The organism is Actinomadura logoneensis, assembly GCF_003428695.1.
Taxonomy (GTDB): domain Bacteria; phylum Actinomycetota; class Actinomycetes; order Streptosporangiales; family Streptosporangiaceae; genus Spirillospora; species Spirillospora logoneensis.
Genome location: NZ_QURH01000819.1, coordinates 1 through 4,846 on the forward strand (window position 1 = coordinate 1; position 4,846 = coordinate 4,846).

Here is a 4,846-nt window from a genome sequence, read left to right on the forward strand (position 1 = left end):
CCGGCAGCCCGCCGTGCGCCAGCAGCTCCACGTCCCGGCGGATCGTCCGGGGGCTGACGCCCAGGCGCGCCGCCAGCTCCCGCGGCTCGACCGCCTCCGGCGCGGCCCGCCGCAGCTCGGCCACCAGCATCAGCAGCCGGTCGACCCGGTCCAGGTCGGCCGCACGGTCACCACCGCGACCGGCCGCCCGGCCGGCAGCGCCGTCGCCAGCGTCAGCGTCAGCGGTAGCGGTGCCGGTATCGGTAGCGGCGTCGGCCGGGCCGTCGGCGGCGCGCCGGACCGGGTCCTCGCGCACTCCTCGGTCGTCTCCCACCCACTCATCGTGACCGCAGACAGCGATCCCATGCCGCCCAGTGACAGCCATGTCCCGCTCCCGCCACCCACCCGAATCCCCCACCCCACCCAGACCCGGCGTTGCGGACCCGGCACGCGGCTCCCCGCAGACCGGCGCGGACGGCGCGCGACGCGGGGGACCGGGGCGGGGCAGGGGAGGGTCAGCGCCGCTCCAGGCGGCTGCCGTGCGGGACGGTGACGGTCATGATGCTGCTCGGGACGTCCAGCTCGATGCGGTGCCAGCGTCCGCGAGGGACGATGACCGCCGTCCCGGCCGACAGCCTCACCACCTCGTCGGCACCGGCAGGCTCGGCGGCTTCCGCGGGGGCGGCAGCGCGTCCGGGGGACTCCGGGCGCAGGCAGAGCCGGAACTTGCCGACGAGGCACGACACGACCTCGTCGGCGTCCGGATGCACCTCCCAGTGGTCGGAGCGGACGTCGGCGGCGGTCTTGGCGTGGAAGACCCTCACCCGCCACTCGCCCGACCCCGAGCCCGGCCCCGAGCCCGGCCCTGCCGCTGCGCCCGGTCCTGATCCCTCGGCGCCGCGCTCGGCGCGGATCCCTCCGCCCCGGCCGAGACACAGGGAGGAGACGCCCAGCTCGATCGGGACGAGGGTCACGCCGCCCCCGAGCGGGGAGTCTTCATCGGCGCCTCCGTCATCACGCCAGGGCGTCCCGCAGGAACGCGGTGATGTCGGTCCGCGCGGCGTGGGCCTGGGGCATCAGCCCGGGCAGGCTCAGGAACGCGTGACCCGCTCCGGCGTACTCGGTGACCAGCGTGGACGTTCCCGCTTTCCGCAGCCGGTCGGCGTAGCGGCGGCCCTGGTCGGCGAGCGGGTCGTCGGTGGGGATCACCACCAGCGCGGGCGCCAGCCCGGCGAGGTCGTCGGCGTACATCGGGGACAGCGCCCGGGGGTCGGCGCCCGGCGGGGTCGCGAGCCGCTGGAACAGCCGCAGCACCCCCAAGGGCAGCGTCGGGGCCTGCGGGAACCGGGAGAACGAGTCGTAGTCGAACATCGTGCCGGACAGGTCGGTGGCGGGGTTGACCAGCACCTGGGCCCGCAGCGCCAGGCCGGCGTCGCGGGCGCGGAGCGCGGCGATCGCGCTGATCAGCCCGCCGCAGCTCTCACCGAGCAGCGCGACGCGCGCCGGGTCCGCGCCCCACCGCGCGGCGTCGCCGACCAGGTGCCGCAGGACGTCCCAGCCGTCGTCGACCGCGGCCGACAGGGGAGTGTCCGGCGCGAGCAGCCGGTGCTCGACCGACACGACCAGGGCGGGCAGGTCGGCGGCGAGGTGGCTGTTGATCCAGTCGCTCTGCGGCGCCGTCCCCACGAACGCGCCGCCGTGCACGTGGACCACCAGCGGCCGCGCCGCCCCGTCCCGGCCGTCGCCGGGTCCGCCGGTGGACGGCCGGTAGACCCGGACGGGCAGGTCGCGGCCGGGCAGCGCGACCTGCTCCCAGTCGATCGTGACGCCTGGCGCGGGCTCGCCGAGGGCCGCCCGCGCCGCGCCGGACGCCCGGAAGCGGTTCTCCGCGTCCCGGTACGCGGCCAGCTCGTCGTCGGTGATCGTGTCCCAGTCCGGCTCGGCCGGCCGTCCCGCGAACGTGGTTCCCCGCATCTCCGCCTCCAGAGTTTCGCGACCTCAGGTATCGAAACTTAAGGTAGCGAAATGACGGTAGGATGGGGGTATGACGTCGACCACACCCGCGAGGCAGCCCGGACGTCCGCGCGCCGGGGTCAACGACGTGGTCTTCGCCGCCACGCTCGACACCGTCCGGGACCTCGGCTACGCCCGCGCCACCGTCGACCGCATCGCCGCCCGGGCCGGCGTGGCGAAGACGACGGTCTACCGACGCTGGCCCACCAAGGGCGCGCTGATCGTGGACTGCCTGCTGGACGCCTTCGGCCCCGCGCCCCTGGAGGGCGCCGACCGCGGCGAGCTCATCGCCGGCACCGTCCGCTGGATCGCCGCGAAGATCGCCGAGCCCGGGGTGGGCGACGCGTTCGCCGGCGTGTTCAGCGACGCCGTCAGCGACCCGGCCCTGCGCGAGATCCTGTCCACCCGGCTCCAGGACCCCTACCGGCTCGCCCTCCAGGACGCCCTCGGCGAACCCGAGCACCGCGTCCTGTTCCTGATCGACGCCGTCGTCGGCATCCTGCTGCACCGCATGGGCATGACCGGCGAACCCATGGTCGACGCCGACGTCGACGCGCTCGTCGAGATGATCCTGACCCACTTCGGCGCCGCGCCCCCGCCGCCCCCGCACGAGGAGGCCGCGAGGACCGGAACCGCTTGCGGGTGAGGTGACCCGCCGGACGCCGACGTCACGCCCGCTCCGACGTCTGCCGCCATCGGCGGGGGACTCAGGGAGTCGAGGGCCGCGGGTGCAGGCGGCCGTCGTGGATCTCGACGACCCGGTCGGCGGCGGCGAGGTGGGCGCGGTCGTGGGTGACCAGGACGGTCGCGGTGGCCCGCTGGTGGGTGAGGCGGGTGATCAGGTCGATGACGGCGGCGCCGCGTTCGTGGTCCAGGGCGCTGGTGGGCTCGTCGACCAGCAGGACGGTGGGGTCGTTCATCAAGGCGCGGGCGATGTTGACGCGTTGGCGCTGGCCGCCCGACAGCTGGTGGGGGCGGCGGTCGGCCTGCTCGGCCAGGCCGACCGCGGCGAGCAGCTCCCGCGCCCGGTCCCGGGCGGTGCGGGGCTTGCGGCCGTCGATCCGCGCCATCACCTGGAGCTGTTCGACGGCGGTCAGGGACGCCAGCAGGTTGGGCTGCTGGAAGACGATGCCGATCTTGTGGCGGCGCAGCTCGGCGAGTTCACCGCGCCCCAGACCGGCGGTGGAGACGCCGTCGATGGTGACGGTCCCGGCGTCGGGGGCGATGAGCGTGGCCGCGACCGCCAGCAGGCTGGACTTGCCCGAGCCGGACGGCCCGACCACCGCGACAAGGCCGCCCTTCGGCACCCGGAGGCCGACCCGGTCCAGAGCCGTCAGGCGGGTGCCGCCGTCGGGATAGGTGAGGGTGACGTCGGTCAGGTCCAGACTCATCGGGCGCTCCCCAGGGCGGTCAGCGGGTCGACGGACGTGATGCGGCGGATGGACAGGGCGGCGCCCAGCACCCCGAGAACGATGATCACCGCCGCCGGGACCAGCACGGTGGCCGGGGTGAGCAGGAACGGGACGCTCGAGCCGGTCGCCAACGCGCCCAGGACGACGGCCAGGCCGGTGCCGACCAGGGTGCCGCCGGTCAGCAGGACCAGGGCCTGGCCCAGCGCGTCCCCGAGCAGGCTGGCGGTGGAGGCGCCCAGGGCTTTGAGGACGGCGACGTCCCCGCTGCGCTGGATGGTCCACACGGCGAAGAACGCCCCGATGACCAGCGCGGAGATCGCGAACAGGAAACCGCGCATCAACTGCAGCGAGCCGTTCTCGGAGGTGTAGGAGCCGATCGCCGACACCGAGTCGCCGAGGGAGACCGTCCTGGTCCCGGCCCGGCGGTCGACGGCGGCCGTGTCCGCCTCGGAGGTGGTGCTCAGGGCGATGACGGTCGCGGTCGGGCCGGTGCCCGCCCCGGTCGGGGGCGCGATCGCCCGCCAGGTGTCCAGACTGGTCCAGATCACCGGCGTGTGGCTGAAGTAGGCGTCGCCCGCCACGGCGGCCACCGTCAGCCGCCGGCCCGCCACGGTGAGGGAGCCGCCGGCCTCGACGCCGAGGGCGACGGCGGCGGCGCCCGACAGCACCACGGCACCAGTGGCGACCCGGTCGCCGTCCGGCGCCAGGCGCGAGCCGGGCACCACGCCGAACGCCGAGACGGCGGTGCTCGTGCGGCCCGCCGTGGCCTTGGTCGTGGTGATCCCCAGCGGCTCGGCGCTCCGCACGCCCGGGGCCCGGGACCACGCGCCCCACTGCGCCTGCGTGACGGTGGAGTCGGTGAAGGACGGCTTCTGGCCGCCGCCGGGGGCCTGGAAGGCGATCCGGTCGGCGGGCAGTCCCGTGATAGCCGAGATGTTCTGCTGCCCCAGCCCGGCCGTCAGCCCCGACAGCAGCCCGACCAGCAGGGTGATCAACACGATGACGGCGCCCATCAGGGCGAAACGCCCTTTGGCGAACCTCAGATCTCTCCAGGCGATGAACACGGCCCTGACCTGTCCTTTCCAGGGGCGGAGGCGGTACGACCCCAGCCTCGCCGCCGCCGCGCGGCGCGTGCATCTGGCGCAGGAGCGCACTTGGCGAGCCGAAAGACGCCATACGGATTCCAACTTTCGATGGAAGTCACCGTGCGTGGCGCCTCGTAGCCTGGTAGCCACTGTGAACACCGCCGCACCCACCCTGACCCCGACCACCCGCGCCCTGGCCCGGTGCCTGCACCTGCTGGTCATCGGGCTGCTCGCGCTGGCCGTCGGCCGGGCCGTGGCCGACGGCCGTCCGCACGCCGCCGCGATCGCGGCCACCGCGACGGCCTGCGCCCTGGTCTACGCCGCCGGGCCGCTGCTGCCCGCCGTCCGCCGGTCCCG

At 75.1% G+C, this 4,846-nt stretch carries 6 protein-coding genes and 1 pseudogene; 2 read left to right on the top strand and 5 right to left on the bottom strand.

Translation table 11 applies throughout. The annotated features are described in order from the left end of the window. The 3 genes from DZF91_RS39100 to DZF91_RS28070 form a co-directional block, all read right to left on the bottom strand. On the bottom strand, nt 1-313 hold a 313-nt coding region (locus DZF91_RS39100; protein WP_158588064.1), incomplete at its 3' end, for an HTH domain-containing protein. 181 nt (nt 314-494) lie between these two features. Beyond that, nucleotides 495-803: a cupin domain-containing protein gene (locus DZF91_RS28065; protein ID WP_235834622.1), complete on the bottom strand. Its 309-nt coding sequence runs from the start codon at nt 801-803 to the stop codon at nt 495-497. A 190-nt stretch (nt 804-993) separates the two neighbouring features. Next, a complete protein-coding gene (locus DZF91_RS28070; protein WP_117360136.1) occupies nt 994-1,953 on the bottom strand; it encodes an alpha/beta hydrolase in 960 nt (319 codons plus the stop codon). A gap of 70 nt (nt 1,954-2,023) precedes the next feature. Here DZF91_RS28070 and DZF91_RS28075 point away from each other — a divergent pair, with 70 nt between their 5' ends. Continuing rightward, nucleotides 2,024-2,638 (top strand): TetR/AcrR family transcriptional regulator, encoded by a 615-nt coding sequence (locus DZF91_RS28075; RefSeq protein WP_117360137.1) that lies wholly within the window; start codon nt 2,024-2,026, stop codon nt 2,636-2,638. A gap of 61 nt (nt 2,639-2,699) precedes the next feature. Here DZF91_RS28075 and DZF91_RS28080 read toward each other — a convergent pair whose 3' ends face one another. Together DZF91_RS28080 and DZF91_RS28085 are read right to left on the bottom strand one after the other, a co-directional pair. Continuing rightward, nucleotides 2,700-3,383: an ABC transporter ATP-binding protein gene (locus DZF91_RS28080; RefSeq protein ID WP_117360138.1), complete on the bottom strand. Its 684-nt coding sequence runs from the start codon at nt 3,381-3,383 to the stop codon at nt 2,700-2,702. Continuing rightward, nucleotides 3,380-4,468: an ABC transporter permease gene (locus tag DZF91_RS28085; RefSeq protein ID WP_117360139.1), complete on the bottom strand. Its 1,089-nt coding sequence runs from the start codon at nt 4,466-4,468 to the stop codon at nt 3,380-3,382. Before DZF91_RS28085 ends, DZF91_RS28080 begins: the two co-directional genes overlap by 4 nt. 172 nt (nt 4,469-4,640) lie before the next feature. Between DZF91_RS28085 and DZF91_RS28090 the strand changes: the two are divergent. After that, nucleotides 4,641-4,846, top strand: a pseudogene (locus DZF91_RS28090) (hypothetical protein); the annotation flags it as partial.

What these genes read in the sequence shown, in the direction of transcription:
- DZF91_RS28075 (WP_117360137.1), top strand. Translation starts at nt 2,024, where the DNA reads ATGACGTCGACCACACCCGCGAGGCAGCCCGGACGTCCGCGCGCCGGG.
- DZF91_RS28070 (WP_117360136.1), bottom strand. Translation starts at nt 1,953, where the DNA reads ATGCGGGGAACCACGTTCGCGGGACGGCCGGCCGAGCCGGACTGGGAC.
- DZF91_RS28080 (WP_117360138.1), bottom strand. Translation starts at nt 3,383, where the DNA reads ATGAGTCTGGACCTGACCGACGTCACCCTCACCTATCCCGACGGCGGC.